Annotated in this window: 13 protein-coding genes and 2 pseudogenes; 7 read left to right on the forward strand and 8 right to left on the reverse strand. The window is 62.8% G+C overall.

The window, feature by feature from the left end; translation table 11 throughout:
* The first annotated feature begins 19 nt into the window (after positions 1–19).
* Positions 20–916: a LysR family transcriptional regulator gene (locus tag X741_RS142165; RefSeq protein WP_013893578.1), complete on the forward strand. Its 897-nt coding sequence runs from the start codon at positions 20–22 to the stop codon at positions 914–916.
* Positions 917–1,084: 168 nt separating this feature from the next.
* On the opposite strand, the gene X741_RS142160 is transcribed toward X741_RS142165, so the two are convergent.
* The 3 genes from X741_RS142160 to X741_RS142150 form a co-directional block, all read right to left on the reverse strand.
* Positions 1,085–1,582: an isoprenylcysteine carboxylmethyltransferase family protein gene (locus tag X741_RS142160; protein ID WP_023779888.1), complete on the reverse strand. Its 498-nt coding sequence runs from the start codon at positions 1,580–1,582 to the stop codon at positions 1,085–1,087.
* A gap of 723 nt (positions 1,583–2,305) precedes the next feature.
* Entirely contained in the window at positions 2,306–4,357 is a 2,052-nt protein-coding gene (locus X741_RS142155; protein WP_023779889.1) for an elongation factor G, read from the reverse strand.
* Between the two features lie 192 nt (positions 4,358–4,549).
* Complete coding sequence (locus tag X741_RS142150) at positions 4,550–6,079, reverse strand: EAL domain-containing protein (protein ID WP_023779890.1); 1,530 nt, start codon at positions 6,077–6,079, stop codon at positions 4,550–4,552.
* Positions 6,080–6,337: 258 nt separating this feature from the next.
* On the opposite strand from X741_RS142150, the gene X741_RS142145 reads away from it, so the two are divergent.
* Positions 6,338–6,733: a cupin domain-containing protein gene (locus tag X741_RS142145; RefSeq protein WP_023779891.1), complete on the forward strand. Its 396-nt coding sequence runs from the start codon at positions 6,338–6,340 to the stop codon at positions 6,731–6,733.
* A gap of 69 nt (positions 6,734–6,802) precedes the next feature.
* Here the strand turns inward: X741_RS142145 and X741_RS142140 are convergent, their stop codons facing one another.
* Positions 6,803–8,005, reverse strand: a complete 1,203-nt coding sequence (locus X741_RS142140; protein ID WP_023767603.1) for a pyridoxal phosphate-dependent aminotransferase — start codon at positions 8,003–8,005, stop codon at positions 6,803–6,805.
* A 219-nt stretch (positions 8,006–8,224) separates the two neighbouring features.
* Between X741_RS142140 and X741_RS142135 the strand changes: the two genes are divergently transcribed.
* From X741_RS142135 to X741_RS01000000167155, 3 genes and pseudogenes are all read left to right on the forward strand, one after another.
* Positions 8,225–9,118, forward strand: a complete 894-nt coding sequence (locus X741_RS142135) for an EAL domain-containing protein (protein ID WP_023779892.1) — start codon at positions 8,225–8,227, stop codon at positions 9,116–9,118.
* Positions 9,115–9,984, forward strand: coding sequence for an EAL domain-containing protein (locus X741_RS142130; RefSeq protein WP_023779893.1), 870 nt, complete (start codon positions 9,115–9,117; stop codon positions 9,982–9,984). Before X741_RS142135 ends, X741_RS142130 begins: the two co-directional genes overlap by 4 nt.
* An 82-nt stretch (positions 9,985–10,066) precedes the next feature.
* Positions 10,067–10,676 (forward strand): annotated as a pseudogene (locus tag X741_RS01000000167155) (glutathione S-transferase family protein).
* 22 nt (positions 10,677–10,698) lie between these two features.
* On the opposite strand, the pseudogene X741_RS1000000171170 reads toward X741_RS01000000167155, so the two are convergent.
* The 3 genes and pseudogenes from X741_RS1000000171170 to X741_RS142120 form a co-directional block, all read right to left on the reverse strand.
* Positions 10,699–10,952, reverse strand: a pseudogene (locus X741_RS1000000171170) (hypothetical protein).
* A complete protein-coding gene (locus X741_RS142125) occupies positions 10,949–11,149 on the reverse strand; it encodes a hypothetical protein (RefSeq protein WP_023779894.1) in 201 nt (66 codons plus the stop codon). Before X741_RS142125 ends, X741_RS1000000171170 begins: the two are co-directional and overlap by 4 nt.
* A gap of 271 nt (positions 11,150–11,420) precedes the next feature.
* Positions 11,421–11,633: a cold-shock protein gene (locus tag X741_RS142120; RefSeq protein ID WP_010910991.1), complete on the reverse strand. Its 213-nt coding sequence runs from the start codon at positions 11,631–11,633 to the stop codon at positions 11,421–11,423.
* Positions 11,634–11,907: 274 nt separating this feature from the next.
* On the opposite strand from X741_RS142120, the gene X741_RS142115 reads away from it, so the two are divergent.
* Positions 11,908–12,237, forward strand: a complete 330-nt coding sequence (locus tag X741_RS142115) for a hypothetical protein (protein WP_023779895.1) — start codon at positions 11,908–11,910, stop codon at positions 12,235–12,237.
* Positions 12,238–12,305: 68 nt separating this feature from the next.
* On the opposite strand, the gene X741_RS142110 is transcribed toward X741_RS142115, so the two are convergent.
* Positions 12,306–13,196 (reverse strand): LysR family transcriptional regulator, encoded by an 891-nt coding sequence (locus X741_RS142110; protein WP_023779896.1) that lies wholly within the window; start codon positions 13,194–13,196, stop codon positions 12,306–12,308.
* Between the two features lie 176 nt (positions 13,197–13,372).
* Between X741_RS142110 and X741_RS142105 the strand changes: the two genes are divergently transcribed.
* Entirely contained in the window at positions 13,373–14,275 is a 903-nt protein-coding gene (locus X741_RS142105) for an MBL fold metallo-hydrolase (protein ID WP_023779897.1), read from the forward strand.
* The last annotated feature ends 361 nt before the right edge of the window (positions 14,276–14,636 follow it).

Here is a 14,636-nt window from a genome sequence, read left to right on the forward strand (position 1 = left end):
AAACAGAACGAGGGGTATCATGGCGTTGGACTGGGACAAGCTACGCGTGTTTCACGCAGCGGCGGAAGCGGGGTCGTTTACGCACGCGGCCGAGACATTGCATCTGTCGCAATCGGCGATCTCGCGGCAGGTCAGCGCGCTCGAGCATGATGTCGGCGTGCCGCTGTTCAACCGCCATGCACGCGGCCTGGTGCTGACCGAGCAAGGCGAAATGCTGTTCCGCACGGCGCATGACGTGCTGATGAAGCTCGAGACCATCAAGTCGCGGCTGACCGAGACCAAGGACCGACCCTCCGGCGTGCTCAGGGTGACGACGACCGTTGGCCTCGGCGCCGGCTGGCTGACCGAGCGGGTGCAGGAATTCATCGAGCTCTATCCCGAAATCAGCCTGCAGCTGATCCTCGCCAACGAGGAGCTCGACCTCACCATGCGCCAGGCCGATTGCGCCATCCGGCTGCGCCAGCCGCAGCAGCCGGACCTGATCCAGCGCCGCCTGTTCACCGTGCATTTCCACCTCTACGCCGCGCCTTCCTATGTCGCCAAGCATGGCAAGCCGGCCTCGGTCGCGGAGCTCAGGACCCATCGCATCGTCACCTTCGGCCTGCCGGTGCCTTCGCATCTGTCGGAACTGAACTGGCTGGAGACGGTGGGCGATTTCGAGGGCGGCCAGCGTGTACCTTCGCTGCAGATCAACGACATCCTGTCGATCAAGCGGGCCGTGCAGGGCGGTGCTGGCATCGCCATGCTGCCGGACTATGTGATCTCCAAGGATTCAGGCCTGGTGCAATTGCTGCCGGAGACCGAGGTGCCGTCCTTCGACACCTATTTCGCCTATCCCGACGCGATGAAGAACCAGGCCAAGCTGCATGTGTTCCGGGATTTCATCATCGCCAAGGCCAGAAGCTGGTCCTTTTAGGATATGCCGATATTCAGGTGAGGCCGGCCTGCGAACGAGAGCTTCCTGCGCTTCCGGTACTCACGGACGGAAAGTCCGCTCCGTTCCGGTTCTCGGAAGCTCCCGTTCTCGGCTCGGCCTGACCTGAATCTCGACATATCCTCTGCGGCGCTGCGTCCCTAAGCCGGCTCACCCCCGCCAGGGCGTCAGGCGGGGCAGCCAGCCGGGCACGTTGCGGCGGTAGGTATCGTATTCTTCGCCATAACGACGGCTGAGCGTCGGCTCCTCGTAGAGCCTGACGAAGGCTCCCATGGCGACCGCGCCGACGGCGGCATAGGCGACAAGCGTCCAGCTCGAGAACAGCAGCGCCTGGCCGAGGATGATCGACAGCACCGCGACATACATCAGGTTGCGGACGTGACGGTAGATGCCGCCGATCACCAGCTTTTCGGTCGGCGCGATCGGTGCTGGTGTCCCCAGCCCCTCCAGCGCAAAGCGCCCGAAGGCATGCAGCAGCACGGCCGCAGCGGCGAGGATCAGGACCCAGCCGGCAAGCACAAAGCCCGGCATCGCTGACCAAGGCAGGCCCCAGCGATCACTGAGCAGCCACGGGATCAGACCGGCGACCACGCCAGGTGCCGCAATCAGGAAAATAGCGCTGCCGGCAATCGCCGTGAACGTACGCATTGGCTGGCTCCTTCCGATTGCCTTAGAAATGAACGCCTGCTGCTCACTTCCACGTCATTGCGCGGTTTTGGCATTTCGCGGCGAAAACCGATCGCTATTCGCGATTCCGGTGTGACAATGGCCCGATCGCGCGCTGCAATTCGACGATTCCACTGGTCCTATTGGCGTCGGGAGCGGGTTAGACCACAGCCTGCGTCTTTTTGCATGCGTGTGTTGCAAAATAGATGCTTGTTTCTTGGGCATGATGAGCACATATATAGATCATCTCCTGGGCGCGTTCTCCTCCCATTAGCGCCCTCGAGTGTTCCCCTCTGGAGGTTAGCCTTAACAGGCACTTCCATCAAACTCAGCCGGATCTTCATTGATCCGGCTTTTTTGTTGCCCGCATGCCCCCCAGGGCGGCTGAGAATTTCACCTGAATTGCCGCGTAACAGTGTCATGTAACCTCTGGTAACATGACAAGGGCATCCTCCATCTGCTATGTAGATCATAGGACGCGGTGTGGTTCGGACGGGAGATGGGGGCATCACTCGAACGACCCGGGCTCAGGCGGCTACCGCGTCCGAACCTTTTTGCCGAAGCTCGGCGACTGCTCATGCGGCGGACCTGCCGTTTCTCCTCCCAAGAAAACGGTCCGCAGAACAAAACGGCGTCCGGCTCCCCGGGCGTCGTTTTTATTTCCGCCCCCTCGAATTTCGAGGGGGCGTTATATCAGGATGGAAATCACGCGGCCTTGCCGTTGGCATTCATCGCCTCGTCCGCGAGGCGGCCGGTGAGGTCGGCCATGTGGTCGAAGACGGCGCGATAGCTGGCAACGCCCGCGGTTGCCGAGCGCAACTCGATGATCAGGTCGCCGATCTCGGCCTGCGGCATGGTCGCCTCGACGACATCCCATCCCGGCCAGTCGGGCCGCGCGTCATAACCGAGGATCTGGCCGCGGCGTTGCGGGATCAGCGCGATGATCTTCGACGTCGCGTCGGACGGCGTGACGATCTCGACCTTCATCACCGGTTCCAGAAGCACCGGCGAGCAGGCGGCCATGCCTTCCTTCATTGCCAGCTTCGCCGCCATCTGGAAGGCCATGTCGGAGGAATCGACCGCATGGTAGGAGCCGTCCGAGAGGTTGACGGCGACATCGACCACGGGGAAGCCGAGCGGGCCGGACTTCAGGTAGTCGCGCACACCGGTCTCCACCGATTGGATGTAGGTCTTCGGCACCACGCCGCCGGTGATGGTGTCGGTGAACTGGAAGCCGGAGCCGCGCGGCAGCGGCTTGATCTCGATCACCACATCGCCGAACTGGCCGTGGCCGCCCGACTGCTTCTTGTGGCGGCCGCGCTGCTGCACCGATTTGCGGATGGTCTCGCGATAGGGCACCGCCGGCGCGTGGCCTTCCACCGGAATCTGGTTCTTGCCCTCGAGCCGCTCGCGCACGACGCGCAGATGCATCTCGCCATGGCCCGACAGCACGGTCTCGGCCGAGTCCTGGTTGTGGCGCAGGTTGAGCGAGGGATCCTCCTCGGCCAGGCGCTGGATGGCCGCCGACATCTTCACCTCGTCCTTGCGCTCCTTGGGGCGCAGCGCGAAGGCGAAGACCGGTTGCGGCGGTTCGACATCGAACAGCTGTTTGATGCCGCCCTTGGCCGAGGTCAGCGTCTGGCCGGTCTTGACCTCGTCCAGCTTGCCGAGCGCGACCGTGTCGCCGGCCCTGGCGGCGGTGAGCTTGAACTGGTCCTTGCCGAGCATCCGGTAGATACCGGAGACCTTGGCGGTGCCGCCGCCGGGCAGCCAGAGTTCGGAGCCGTCGGCAGCCTGGCCTGACAGGATGCGCGACACCGACAGCTTGCCGCCGTGCGGCGTGTGAATGGTCTTCATCACCTGGGCCACGATGGCGTTGCCATCCGGTGCGCCGAGCCGCTTGCGGGTCGCCTCGATGTCGGGCGCATCGTGGCGGATCGTCTTCAGCAGGCGCAGCACGCCATTGCCCTTCTCGGCGGTGCCGATCAGCACCGGCGTCACCGCGCCGTCGCGCAGATCGGCCGAGAGGTCGTCGAAGATCGCATCCTTCGGCGGCTCGATCTCCTCGAGCAGCTGTTCCATCAACTGGTCGTCATGGTCGGCGAGCGTCTCCAGCATGGAGAAGCGCGCTTCCAATTCGCGCGCCTTGTCGTCGCCTGGTATCTCGGCCACCTCGCTCTCGGCATATTCGCGGTAGATGTAGGCGCGCTCCAGCGCCAGGTCGATCGAGCCGATGACGACGCCGTCCTTGCGCAGTGGAATCTGGCGCAGCAGGAGCGGTACCGAACTGGCCGGCTGCAACATCTTCAGCGTGTCGCGCACGCCCGATATCGCCTTGTCGACCTTGTTGAGGAACAGGAGGCGCGGCACGCCGAGATCGTCGAGCTTGCGCATGATCAATTGCAGGGCGGGGATCTTCTTTTCATCGGCCTCGGCCACGACCACGGCGAGGTCGCAGGCGGCCAACACCGGTTCGGCCTCGAAGGAGAATTCGATCGAGCCGGGGCAGTCGATAAAGGTGATCTGCTCGCCCATGAACTCGGTGGTGGCGATCGTCGCCTCGACGCTCATCGCGTGGGCACGCGCCTCCGGCGAATGGTCGGAAACGGTGTTGCCGGAAGAAACGGGATTTTGTCGGGGAATGGCGCCCGTACGGGCCAATATGGCTTCGAGAAGTGTCGTCTTACCGCTTGCGAAGGGACCGACTATGGCAATGCATTTCGGTCCCGTGCGTCGTCCTCCGGCGCGAGTACCCATGACTGACCTCCACTCAGGCGTTTCCCGTAGGACCGACTGGCATGCATGGTTCAGGCGTGGTCAATCGGTCCTAAGCGGCGGCCGGCCTGTTCGACCGTCGCGGGCGGGGTTCTTTTGGTTTCACCACCTGCCCGAAAGCATCGTCCCACTTGTTTGCCGGCAGGGCAAGAAAAATAGGAATCCGCCGCTGCGTCAGGCGCTCAGCGCCAGCGGCTCGATATTTGCCAGGCGTGACGGTAGAGGCTTGTCGCGTGGCGCCGGCCTGCCGAAGAAATAACCCTGGAAGCGGTTGCAGCCGGCCGCCCTGGCCAGTGCGAACTCTTCCTGCGTCTCGACGCCCTCGGCCACGATGGTGACGTCCTGGATGCGCGCAATCTGCGCCAGCGCCGAAACGAAGATCTGCGCCACCTGGTCATGGGCAAGGCTGCGGATATAGGAGCGATCAATCTTGATGGTGTCGATCGGCAACGTCTTCAGATAGTTGAAGCCGCAATGGCCGGTGCCGAAATCGTCGAGCGCGATATGGAAGCCGAGGCCGCGCAACGCTTCGAGACGCCGCAGGACTTCCGGCGTGGCGGCGGTAGCCACGGTTTCGGTGATCTCGATAATGAATTGCGCCGCCGAGCGGCCGGTTTCCTTCAGCACGCGGTCGCACATGGTGACGATCTCGTCGCGGTTGAGTTGCTCGCCGGAGACGTTGATCGAGATGCGGCGGCCGGCGAAATGGCCGATGTCGGCGCAAGCGCGCTTGAACACCCATTCGCCGAGCATGTCGATCAGGGTCGAGCGCTCGGCGATGGCGATGAACTCGACCGGCGGGATCAGGCCGCGAACCGGATGGCGCCAGCGGATCAGCCCCTCGAACGCATGGGTGGAGCCATCCGGATTGACGATCGGCTGGTAATGCAGTTCGAGCTCGCCGAGATAGACAGCCGCGCGCAGTTCCCTTTCGACCAGGCGCCGATAGCGCTTGTCGGACAGCATCTCCTCGTCGAACACGGTGACGCGGCCACGGCCCGCCGCCTTGCTTTCGTAGAGCGCGAGGTCGGCAACCAGCATCAATTCCGTCGTGTTCGAGGCATGGGCGGGCGCCAGCGCCACGCCGACCGAAATGGAAAGCGGAATGGTCTTGCCTTCGTGTGACTTGCCGGCCCGCATGGCATCCAGCAATTGCCTGGCATGCTTGTTGATGGCGGCGAGATCGCCATGCGGAATGATGACACCGAATTCATCGCCGCCGAGCCGACCGACCATGCAGCCGGCGAAAATGCGCTCGGCCGTCTTCACCAGATGCGCCAGGGTGCGGTCGCCGAACTGATGCCCGAACGTGTCGTTGAGCTGCTTGAAATGGTCGAGGTCGATCAGCAGCAAGGCCGCATCGCGCCGGTCGCGCATGGTGCCCAGGCTGTTACCCAGCGCTTCGAGGAAATAGCGGCGGGTCATCGCCCCGGTCATCGCGTCCCTGGTCAGGAAATGATGCTTTTCCGCCTCGGCGGCGGCTGCGGATCTCAGGCTATGAACGACACTGCTGCGCATGTACATCAGCGCCATCAAGGCCAGCCCGGTGGCGAGGATCGAGACCACGAAAGCGCCGCTGGAGGGGAGGTTTTCCGACATCTCGACGGTGCCAAGCAGCGCGGCGCCGATGCTGATCAAAAGCAATGACTGGATGCCGCGGTAGATGCGGCCGCTTTGGTCCTTGATCGTAGCCAGTATGCTCATCTCACCGCCCCCTGAAATGCAGGCTCAGGGCTAGAGGGCAGCCGTTAAGAAGACATTGAATTCACCGTCTTTTCGTCCCGCGATGCGATGTCGGAAACGGTCATGGTTAAGGAGAGAGAACCGGATATTGCGGCGGCGCGGCAAACGGCCTGTTGCGCCTCGGAAGATATCGGTCGAGAATGCAGCCGCCTCGAATGAGAGACGGCGTTTGCCGTCGGTCGCTTCACCACCGGTCTTGACCGGTCTTGGGATTAGACGATGAAGATCATTGCTTGCGGCAGCGTACCCACCATCATCGCACCGGAAAAGTACTTCACCGGCCGCGTTCTGCAGACGCCGATCATCGAGAAGGAGGAACCGGCGCGGCTGAGGGCGACACTGGTCAGTTTCGAGCCGGGTGCTCGCACATACTGGCACACACATCCGCTCGGCCAGACGCTCTACGTCACCTCGGGTGCCGGCCTTGCCCAGACTTGGGGCGGGCCGGTCCAGGAGTTCAGGGCAGGCGACGTCATCTCGTTCGCGCCCGGCGAGAAGCACTGGCATGGCGCGGCGCCGAAATCGGCAATGACGCATATCGCCATGCAGGAAGCGCTCGATGGCGTCCACGCCGACTGGCTGGAAGCGGTGACCAACGAGCAGTATGGCGGCTGAGGCCGAGCCGGGCTCACAAAAAAACCCGGCGTGGAGCCGGGTTTCCGTTGGCCGCGATGATGCGTCCGATCAGGTCAGCGATGCCGTGAAGCGCTGGATGCGCGTGCAGGCTTCCTCCAGAAGGGCATCCGAGGTGGCGTAGGAGATGCGGAAGTTCGGGCCGAGGCCGAAGGCCGAGCCGAACACCACCGCCACGCCCTCGGCCTCGAGCAGTTCCGAGCAGAAGGCTTCGTCGGTGTCGATCACCTTACCCGCCTTGGTCTTCTTGCCGATCAGCTGGGCGCAGGACGGATAGACGTAGAAAGCGCCTTCCGGCGACGGGCAAGAAATGCCGCGCGCCTGGTTGAGCATCGAGACGACAAGATCGCGCCTGCCCTGGAAGATCGCCTTGTTCTTGGCGATGAAGTCCTGCGGGCCGTTGAGCGCTTCGACCGAGGCCCATTGCGCGATGGTGCAGGCGCCCGATGTCTGCTGGCCCTGGATCATATCCATAGCCTTGATCAGCTGGACCGGGCCGGCCGCGTAGCCGATGCGCCAACCGGTCATGGCATAGGCTTTCGATACGCCGTTCATGGTCAGCGTGCGCTCATAGAGCTTCGGCTCGACCTCGGCGAGGGTCTTGAAGACGAAGTCGCCATAGGTCAGGTGCTCGTACATGTCGTCGGTCAGCGTCCAGACATGCGGATGCTCGAGCAGCACGTCGGCCAGCGCGCGCAGTTCAGCTTCGGTATAGGCCGCGCCCGACGGGTTCGACGGCGAGTTCATCAGCAGCCACTTGGTCTTCGGCGTGATCGCTTTGTCCAGCACCTGCGGGGTCAGCTTGAAGCCGTTTTCGATTGAGGTGTCGGCAAACACCGACGTGCCGCCGCAGATCGCCACCATTTCCGGGTAGCTGACCCAGTAGGGGCGCGGGATGATGACTTCGTCGCCGGGGTTCAGCGTCGCCATGAAAGCGTTGAACAGGATCTGCTTGCCGCCGGTGCCGACGATGGTCTGCTCGGGCTTGTAGTCGAGATTGTTCTCCCGCTTGAACTTTTTCGCGATCGCCTCGCGCAGCGGCACGATGCCCGAAACCGGCGGATACTTGGTCTCGCCACGACGGATAGCCTCGATCGCCGCATTCTTGATGTTGTCGGGCGTGTCGAAATCCGGTTCGCCGGCGCCGAGGCCGATGATGTCACGGCCGGCATTTTTCAGCTCGCGGGCTTTCTGCGTCACCGCGATGGTGGCGGAAGGCTTCACGCGGGAAAGGGTGTCGGCAAGAAAGGCCATGACCTTTTGTCTCTCCTGAGAGGATCAGCGCGGCCAAGAGCGGCCGCGGCGCTTCTCATGTCGCATCATTCCGCGCAGTGCAAGCCTTCTTGGCTGGGCCAGGTGGGTCGCGCGGTCAATGACCCGTGATTGAGAGCCGTGATTGGCAACGATAAATTCATTAACGGGCGGTAGAGGCTTGCGTGACAGGATCGCAATCCAATTGCGGAGCGAGGAACCGTGTCGCGCAGCGTCGGGCTTGCCCATATCATCCGTCATGATGACGGCACCTCTACCGGTGTCTGGGGCATTTATACGCTGCAAAGTGCCTTCCAGCCGATCTTCGCCTTCAAGGAGGGCAAGCTGTCGGTCACCGCCTTCGAGGGGCTGATCCGACCGTTTCGCGATGGCGAGCCGCAATCGCCGATGAGCTTCTTTTCGACTTGTCCGGCCGCCGACCGCCTGCATGTCGAAGCGCTGACCAGGACGCTGCATCTCCTGAATGCCGGCGCCTGCCTGCCGCAGGAGGCATCGATCTTCATCAATTTCGACCCGTCTGTGTTCACCGAGCGGGCGATCGCCGACAATGCCTTGCGCGAAATGCGGCTGGTGCTGCACGAGGCCGGTATCGACCCGGGCCGCGTCGTTTGCGAGGTGACGGAACAGAGGTCGGCGTCGCAGGAGACCCTGCACAGCTTCGTGGCGGCGCTCAAGGGCAACGGCTTTCGCATTGCCGTGGACGACTATGGCGCTGATGAGTCCGACATCGGCCGGATCAAGGAATTGAAGCCCGACATCGTCAAGTTCGATGCGCAGTGGATCACGCAGCTGATGGAGTCCGGCGCCGGCTTCGCGCTGCTGACCACGATGGTGAAAAGCTTCGAGGAGCAAGGCATCCGCACCGTGTTCGAGGGCATCGAGGAAGGATGGCAGCTGGAGCTTGCCGAGAAGTCGGGAGCGTCGATGATCCAGGGCTATGTGCTGGCATGGCCCGAGCTGGCGCCGACCAGCTTTCGCGCCTTCGCCAAAGTCACGCCGGAACCCGTCTCCGCCGCCGAGACCGTGCCTGTCGCGACCCCCGTTCGGCAAACGGCGCGAGCGGTGAAAGCCTTCGGGCGCAAGGTGGCGCCATGAGGCCCGAACGGCGGCGCAATGTCGGCGATGCGATCTTCGTCGACGAGGTCGGCATCGAATTCGGCGTTTATGGCGACTTCCGTCTGCGCAGCGCCTATCAGCCGATTTTTGCCCCGCGCGGCGACACCCTGTACCCGGTGGCGGTCGAAGGCCTGATCGAGCCGCACCGCGCCGGCCGGCCAGGGTCGCCACGGGTGTTCTTTGAAGGCGTTGCCGCACCGGACCGGCTGTTTGTCGAGACCATGTGCCGGGTGCTGCATCTTCGGAATTTCCACAATATCGGCGTCGACGGGCTCGATCTGTTCTTCAACTACAATCCGCTGGTCAACGACCATGCCGGGCGGGCGCTGGCCGAGATCCGGCTGATGAGCAGGCATCTGGGCGAACTCGGCCTCGCACCTCGCATGCTGGTCTGCGAAATCACCGAACAGGCGGCGGACGATGCGCTGCTTGCCCGGCTGGCACGCGAGATGCGGCGGGACGGCATCCGCATCGCCATCGACGATTTCGGCACGGGCCATTCGACCGAGGAGCGGGTGAGCCTGCTCAAGCCCGACATCGTCAAGATCGACGGCGGCTGGTTCGCGCAGTTCTGCCGCCATGCCGCCGCCGAACGCTTTTTCCGCCCGCTGGTATCCAGTCTGCACGACCGCGGCGCCAAGGTGCTGGTCGAAGGCATCGAGCAATCCATCCATCTGCGCGTCGCGCTCGAAGCCGGCGTCGATCTGCTGCAGGGCTTTCTTCTGGCCCGGCCGGCGCTGGCCGGCACCGTCTTCGAGGAAGCGCCGCTCGTCGTCGACGCGCTGCTGGGTCTCGACAACAAGGTCGTGCCGCTGTTTGCCAGGACCTTGCATCAGCGGCGCTGATGGTCGCGCCAAAACAAATCATTGGTTGAGAACGCCGCCCTTGGGATAATCGCCTCTGCAAGGCAGCGCTCGGGGAACGGCAATGATACTTTACAACATGATCGACAGCGGCAACTGCTACAAGCCGCGCCTGCTGATGGCCAAGCTCGGCCTCGGCTTCACCACGGTCGAGGTGAGTTCGCATACGGGCGACACGCGAAAAGCCGAGTTCGTCGCCAAGAATCCGAACGCCATGGTGCCGCTGCTCGAACTCGACGATGGCCGGCGGCTGGCCGAGTCCAATGCCATCCTGCTCTACCTCGCCGAGGGCACGCGCTTCCTTCCGGCGGACAAGTATGAGCGCGGGCTCGCCTATCAGTGGCTGTTCTTCGAGCAATACAGCCACGAGCCCTACATCGCCGTGCGCAAGGCGCTGTTGACCTTTCCCGAAAGGGCCGCGGATGCTACGCCCGAACGGCTGGCGGTGACACTGGAGCGCGGCAACAAGGCGCTTGGCGTGATGAACAGACATCTGGAAAACAACGCCTTCTTCGCCGGCAGCGCCTTCAGCGTCGCCGACATCGCGCTCTATGCCTACACGCACACGGCGGAGCAGGGCGGCTTCCAGCTCGACGCCTATCCGGCCGTGGCGGCCTTGGCTGAGGCGGGTGGAAGCGGATCCGGGGCACGTGCCGATCGGGTGGGTGGGGTAGGCTTCTCCTCCTGAAGGAGGGGCTATTTCAATAGATGGTCATAGTCGGCGTGAGTGCCGACCCAGAACCAGATCACATCTTCATTGTTGCGTATGGCAACAGCCCGGTAGTTTTCGTCGACTCGCGCCGACCAATAGCGACCGACCTGTTTGAAATCAGTGAGGGATGAAAAGGATCGGAACGCAGTCGGGCAAAACGCCTGTCCGCCTTTGCTCTGATTGACGATGGCAGTTTTTCATAAGCCTCCCAGAACGATGGAGAGGCGACGTAGTTCACAGAGGCCGCGTCCGACCAGCGCGATGGTCGGACAACGCCTGTTCGGCAAGCCTGTCCAAACGGCCCGCCTTCGCGTCGGCTTCCATCTGCCGGTCCCACATATCCGCCTGGAGCGCCTCGAACCAGACGGCAAACGCCTTCAGTTCCTCGGGGCTCAGTTCGGCGACTGATTTTTCGATCTGCTCAAGTTTGGTCATGGCCGAATGGTACCACCAATGGGCTAAAAGCACCACAAGTTGGAACTATAGTGCGGGCTGCGGCACCTAGCTCCAGACAGCAAAAAGGCGGGATAAATCCCGCCTTCCGTGCTTGGTAGCCTGATCGGGAGCGTCCGGTCCGGGCTGGCAGCTATCTGCTGATCCAGTCTGTCGGGTCTTTCCGCTCCGGCGCGCTTCTCGCGCGACCGTCAGTACATCCGTGACTTGCCGCGCGCCCCGAGATCTCGCCCGGCGCGCGCCATTCGCAAAATCAGGCTGCCTTGCTCAGAGATCCAGCGGACGACTTACCAGTGCGGCGGTCCTGCTCGATCTCGAAGTTGATCTTCTGGCCTTCGACCAGGGTCGACAGGCCAGCACGCTCGACTGCGGAGATGTGGACGAAAACGTCCGCGCCGCCCGCGTCAGGCTGGATGAAGCCGAAGCCCTTGGTGGCGTTGAACCACTTGACCGTTCCAGTTGCCATAAAAATAGTCCTTGCATTTGCTTTGGTTTGACCGGACCGAGGTCCAGCCGGTGTGCATCGAGATTTTGGAGATAGACGTCAGCAAACGCGAAGATCGCGAGGCCCGGATCGATCGGCCGAAATATCAATGGGCCTGATATAGGCTGCTTTCCGACGAAAAACAAGACTGCGTGAAAAAGCCGTGATCGAGGGGCCGCCCAACGGCCGCCCCAATCTGGTGAAACCGTTGCGGAAGATCGCGCTGTCGCAGGATCGCGGATCGGGGGAGAGGACCATGAAAACCATTCTGCTTGCCGCCTGCCTGACGCTGGTGGCCGCCGAGGCGCAGGCGATCTCGCGCTACGACCCGACGCATATGAGCTGCGGCAAGGTGCAGTCGACGATCGCGCGGCAGGGCGCCGTCATCCTGCGCTACAAGTCGACACGCGTGCCGGGGCTGCCGCTCTACGACCGCTATGTACAAAGCCAGCAGTTCTGCACCATGGGCGAGGTGAGGACGCGTGCCTATGTGCCGAGCGCCGACACCAAGTCCTGTCCGGTCTACAACTGCAAGCGGCCGGATAATGAAAGGCATTTCCGGCGGCGATTCTTCCACAACGACTAGGCCGCTCATCGACTGCAGTGGAGGCCTTCGCTCAGTTGTTCAACTGCGCCTCTCGGCGGCATGCGCTTTCATTCGCGGATCTGTTCCATGAGCATCGACACGAACCGCGTCACCTTTTGCGGGCGAAAGCGCGCGGCCGGGTAGACCACGTGAATGCCGCCGGAAGGCAGCGCCCAATCGGGCAGCATATGGACGAGGCGACCCTGCGATAGATAGTCGGCGATCAGATAGTCCGGCAGAACCGCCAGTCCGCCGCCGGCGAGGGTTGCTTCCAGGACGGCCGGTGTCGAGTTGATGGAGAACGTCTCGCGCATGGTGACGGTCCGCCGCTCGACATCGCCTCGGGTGAAGCTCCAGGTGAACGGCTTGCGAAGGACGGAATTGGCAACGAGCGGCAAGGAAGCAAGATCTTCCGGTTCGTCCACCGTGACCTTGGTGGCAAAATCCCGCGAAGCGACCAGGATCTGCCGAAAGGTGCCGATGCGGCGCGCCTGCTGGCTGGAATCTTCCAGCCAGCCGACCCGGATGGACAGGTCCATCTTGCTGCCGATCAGATCAATTATGGCATCGGAAATGAACAATTCGACGCCGCAGGCTGGAAATTCCTGCCGAAAGCGGGCGGCGATCGGGGCCAGCACGATCGCGCCATAATCATTGGACGCGGAAACGCGCAGCACGCCGGCCACCTCGGTGTTGCCCTCTCCGACCTCGGCGACTGCCTCTTCAACGTCCCGCAGGATCATGACGCAACGTGCATGCAGAAGGCGGCCTGCTTCGGTCGGCTCGAGCCTCCGCGTCGTGCGCACGAGAAGCGTGGCCTGCAGTTCGGCTTCAAGGCGGGCGACCTGTTGGCTGACGACGGCCTTCGTGATCCCAAGCCGCTCGGCTGCCCGGGTAAACGAGCCCGCGTCGATGACGGTGGCAAAATAGGCGAGGCGGTTGAGGTTGATCGGTTCCACGGGAACGCCTTCGGTTTTATTGTAATCCTATGGCATACAGTCTGTATTATTATAGAGAATTTATCAATTAATCCAACGGGGCTACGTTCCGAGCTGTTCTCTCAATCAGCGGCGGAGCGCGGATGCCAACGCCTCCCGATCCGATCCCATCCCATTCCATTCCAAGGAGCTATTCGATGTTCACAAGGAGACAGATCATGAAGACGTCATTGGCCCTCGGCGCAGCCGCCGTTTTCGCATCCGCCGAGCGTGGCCAGGCCGCCGGCAGCCAGCTCGACTGGAAACATTTCCCGGCGGGTCCGAACGGCTTCTTCCGCGCGCCGGTGCTGCTGTCCGGGCCCAGCGAGGCCTTGTTGATCGATGGCGGCTTCACCTATCCGGACGGCAAGGCGCTCGCCGAGGCCATCAAGGCGACCGGCAAGAAGCTGACCACCATCTATGTCAGCCAGTCCGATCCCGATTATTACTTCAGCCTGAAGCCGGTGCGGGAAGCCTTCCCGGAGGCAAAGGTGATCGCTGCTTCAGCCACGCTCGAAGCCATCAAGGACAGCGTGGAGAAGAAGCTCGCCGTCTGGGGCCCGCAATTGAAGGAAAATGGCCCTCAGGCGCTGACCGACATCGTCTTGCCCGAGGCTTTCGACGGCCCAACGCTCACGATCGACGGCGAGACGATCGAGATCGTCAATGCCGAAGAAGGACTAGCCAATCGCCGGTACCTGTTCGTGCCGTCTCTCAATGCCGTGTTCGGCGGCGTGATGATCTTCGCGGGTGTTCATGTCTGGACCGCCGACACGCAGACCAAGGAAAGCCGTGCCGCCTGGATCAGGACGCTGGATGCTGTTGCCGCCCGCCACCCGGCCGTCGTGGTGCCTGGCCACATGACCCCCGATGCCGCGACCGGTCCTTCGGCGGTGGAATTCACCAAATCCTATCTCCTCGCCTTCGAGGACGAGTTGAACAAGGCGGCCGACAGCGCAGCGCTAAAGGCAGCCATGGAGGCCCGCTTTCCAGGTCTCGGCATGGGCGTCGCCCTCGATATCGGATCCAAGGTCGCCAAGGGCGAGATGAAGTGGGGCTGACGCGGCCTCGAAACTCGATCTGATCCGCCGGACTGTCGAGGAATCTCCGAGGAGAACGGCAGCGCCCATTGGCCAAAACAGAAGGTGGATTTCAAGCGGGTCATCGCCGAAGGCGACCTTGTCATGACGGAGGTCGTCCAGCCGAAGACGGGCGACACGCCGGAGACCGTCATCGTGGATATTTTCCGCGTCGAGGATGGCAAGACCGCCGAGCAGGGACGTGANGGGCGACACGCCGGAGACCGTCATCGTGGATATTTTCCGCGTCGAGGATGGCAAGACCGCCGAGCAGGGACGTGATGCAGCCGATGCCGGCCAATCCGGCGAACAAGCGACCCATGTACTGATCCAGGCCCCCCAG

Source organism: Mesorhizobium sp. LNHC221B00, from assembly GCF_000502935.1.
GTDB lineage: Bacteria > Pseudomonadota > Alphaproteobacteria > Rhizobiales > Rhizobiaceae > Mesorhizobium > Mesorhizobium opportunistum.

Coding starts and splice junctions, on each gene's coding strand:
- X741_RS142160 (WP_023779888.1), bottom strand. CDS start 1,582: ATGCGTACGTTCACGGCGATTGCCGGCAGCGCTATTTTCCTGATTGCG.
- X741_RS142155 (WP_023779889.1), bottom strand. CDS start 4,357: ATGGGTACTCGCGCCGGAGGACGACGCACGGGACCGAAATGCATTGCC.
- X741_RS142165 (WP_013893578.1), top strand. CDS start 20: ATGGCGTTGGACTGGGACAAGCTACGCGTGTTTCACGCAGCGGCGGAA.
- X741_RS142130 (WP_023779893.1), top strand. CDS start 9,115: ATGAGGCCCGAACGGCGGCGCAATGTCGGCGATGCGATCTTCGTCGAC.
- X741_RS142125 (WP_023779894.1), bottom strand. CDS start 11,149: ATGACCAAACTTGAGCAGATCGAAAAATCAGTCGCCGAACTGAGCCCC.
- X741_RS142120 (WP_010910991.1), bottom strand. CDS start 11,633: ATGGCAACTGGAACGGTCAAGTGGTTCAACGCCACCAAGGGCTTCGGC.
- X741_RS142145 (WP_023779891.1), top strand. CDS start 6,338: ATGAAGATCATTGCTTGCGGCAGCGTACCCACCATCATCGCACCGGAA.
- X741_RS142150 (WP_023779890.1), bottom strand. CDS start 6,079: ATGAGCATACTGGCTACGATCAAGGACCAAAGCGGCCGCATCTACCGC.
- X741_RS142105 (WP_023779897.1), top strand. CDS start 13,373: ATGTTCACAAGGAGACAGATCATGAAGACGTCATTGGCCCTCGGCGCA.
- X741_RS142115 (WP_023779895.1), top strand. CDS start 11,908: ATGAAAACCATTCTGCTTGCCGCCTGCCTGACGCTGGTGGCCGCCGAG.
- X741_RS142140 (WP_023767603.1), bottom strand. CDS start 8,005: ATGGCCTTTCTTGCCGACACCCTTTCCCGCGTGAAGCCTTCCGCCACC.